Annotated in this window: 2 protein-coding genes and 2 tRNA genes; 2 read left to right on the top strand and 2 right to left on the bottom strand. The window is 55.4% G+C overall.

The features are described from left to right. Positions 1-69: 69 nt before the first annotated feature. A tRNA-His gene (locus AAC083_RS12280) sits at positions 70-145 on the bottom strand. A gap of 51 nt (positions 146-196) precedes the next feature. Then, a tRNA-Arg gene (locus AAC083_RS12275) sits at positions 197-273 on the bottom strand. Positions 274-530: 257 nt separating this feature from the next. Here AAC083_RS12275 and AAC083_RS12270 point away from each other — a divergent pair. Next, on the top strand, positions 531-1,121 hold the full coding sequence (locus AAC083_RS12270; protein WP_042037108.1) for a TetR/AcrR family transcriptional regulator: 591 nt from the start codon (positions 531-533) through the stop codon (positions 1,119-1,121). Continuing rightward, positions 1,118-2,070, top strand: a 953-nt coding sequence (locus tag AAC083_RS12265) for an efflux RND transporter periplasmic adaptor subunit (protein ID WP_108536753.1), incomplete at its 3' end; no start/stop codon positions are given. The genes AAC083_RS12270 and AAC083_RS12265, both read left to right, overlap by 4 nt.

Below are 2,070 nucleotides of genomic sequence, written 5' to 3'. Positions count from 1 at the left end.
GGGCACTAACACCTGAAGCTAGCGCGTCTACCAATTCCGCCACCTTCGCATACCTGACAAGCTGTAAAATGGGGTGGCTGATGGGGCTCGAACCCACGACAACCGGAATCACAATCCGGGACTCTACCAACTGAGCTACAGCCACCACAGCTGTTTTCGTTCCACAACAACGCCCGTTTAACTGGCGCACGTTTTATGGTGCGCCCGACAGGATTCGAACCTGTGACCTCTGCCTCCGGAGGGCAGCGCTCTATCCAGCTGAGCTACGGGCGCTACGCTGTCGAACGGGGCGCATTATTGATGATGGGAGCATACTTGTCTACACTTTTTTGCCTGCCTTGAATCAACCGCTTGTTTTTCCATCGTTTATGACTGTTTTATGCCATTTTTCCTTCATTCAGGCTGGATCCAGTCCTCGACTGTTACTTTATCCCCCCACAAGAGTGGCCAAGCGCGCAGCAGCACTTGACTTGCCTCAAGGCAACCCTAAAATGAATGAACGTTCATTCAGCCGTTGCGATAATTGAGTCATGGACAAGAAAGAACGCATTTTCAATGCGGCGCATGAAATACTTGGCGAGCAGGGTTTCCACGGGCTATCCATTGCCATGGTGGCCAAGAAAGCCAAGGTCGCTGCGGGTACCATCTATCGCTACTTCAGCGACAAAGATGATCTGATCCGCCAGCTCTATCAGCACACCATACTCCAGTGTCATCCACTGGTCATGGAAGGGGTGCAGATAGAGGAGATGTCGTTTCAGCAATTTCGGCGATTGTGGCTCAACATCCACGCCATTTTTGCCGACGATCCCAACGCGCTCAAATGCAAGCTGCAGTATGAGAGCTCTCCACTGGGAGCCGAGCTGGAGAAAGACCCGGTCATCATAGCCGCCTGGGCACCTCTGGATCGCTTCTTCGAACGGGGACGTGAACAAGGTCTGTTTATCGATCTACCCGTCCGGGCATTGCAGGTGCTGAGCCTGGATTGCGTGGGAAGTCTGGCGTTGCAACGCCAGGTTCATCACTTTGAACTAACGCAAGAACAGCTGGAAGCCGTCATCATGGCTAGCTGGAATGCCATTTTAAACCCCCATTTTTCGACCTCAGGAGCCTGTTCATGAAAAAGTGGATGGCCATCATGTTGCTGATAGCGCTTGCCCTGTTTGGCAGCGTCATCGGCTTCAATATGTTCAAGCAGAAGAAGATTGCAGAGTTCATGGCCAACCGGCCGGAACCCGAGTTCCCGGTGACCGCCATGGTGACCAAGGCGCAGGACTGGGTACCGACCATAGAAGCGATCGGCTTCATCGAGCCGAATCAGGGGGTGACCCTCTCCACTGAACTGGCGGGCACTATCGATGCCATCACCTTCGAATCCGGCAAGCCGGTCAAGGCGGAGCAACTGCTGCTGAGCCTGGACTCCAGTGTGGAGAAGGCCAATCTGCGAGCCTCCCAGGCCAAGCTTCCGGCGGCACGCGCCAAATACGAGCGCTTCCAGAACCTTTTCAAGAAGAGCTCCATCTCCAAGGATCAGCTGGATGATGCCGAAGCCAGCTACCGCTCGCTGGAAGCCGATATAGAGAGCCTGAAGGCGACCATAGCCCGCCGTGAAGTCCGCGCCCCCTTCAGCGGTGTGGTCGGCCTGCGCAACGTCTTCCTCGGCCAGTACCTGCAACCGGGTACCGATATAGTGCGGCTGGAAGACACCAAAGTGATGCGTCTGCGCTTTACCGTGCCCCAGACCGACATCTCGAACATCACCCTGGGCCAGATCATCAAGATCAACGTGGATGCCTATCCCCAGACCCAGTTTGACGGCTACATCACCGCCATCGAACCGGCCGTCAACTACCAGAGCGGCCTGATCCAGGTACAGGCTAACATCCCGAACAACGAGGGTCAGCTCCGTTCCGGCATGTTTGCCCGCGCCAGCATCATAATGCCCACGGTGAAAGAGCAGATTGTGATACCGCAATCGGCCATCACCTTTACTCTGTATGGCGAAAACGTCTATGTCATCCACGAGGTGGACGGCATGAGACGGGCCAAGCAGGTCGTGGTCAAGGCGGG

Origin of the sequence: Aeromonas sp. HMWF014, from assembly GCF_963878295.1 — a bacterium.
Classification (GTDB): Bacteria; Pseudomonadota; Gammaproteobacteria; order Enterobacterales; family Aeromonadaceae; genus Aeromonas; species Aeromonas popoffii.
Note: the sequence above shows the minus strand (reverse complement) of the source record. Positions and strands in the feature narration are given on the sequence as shown.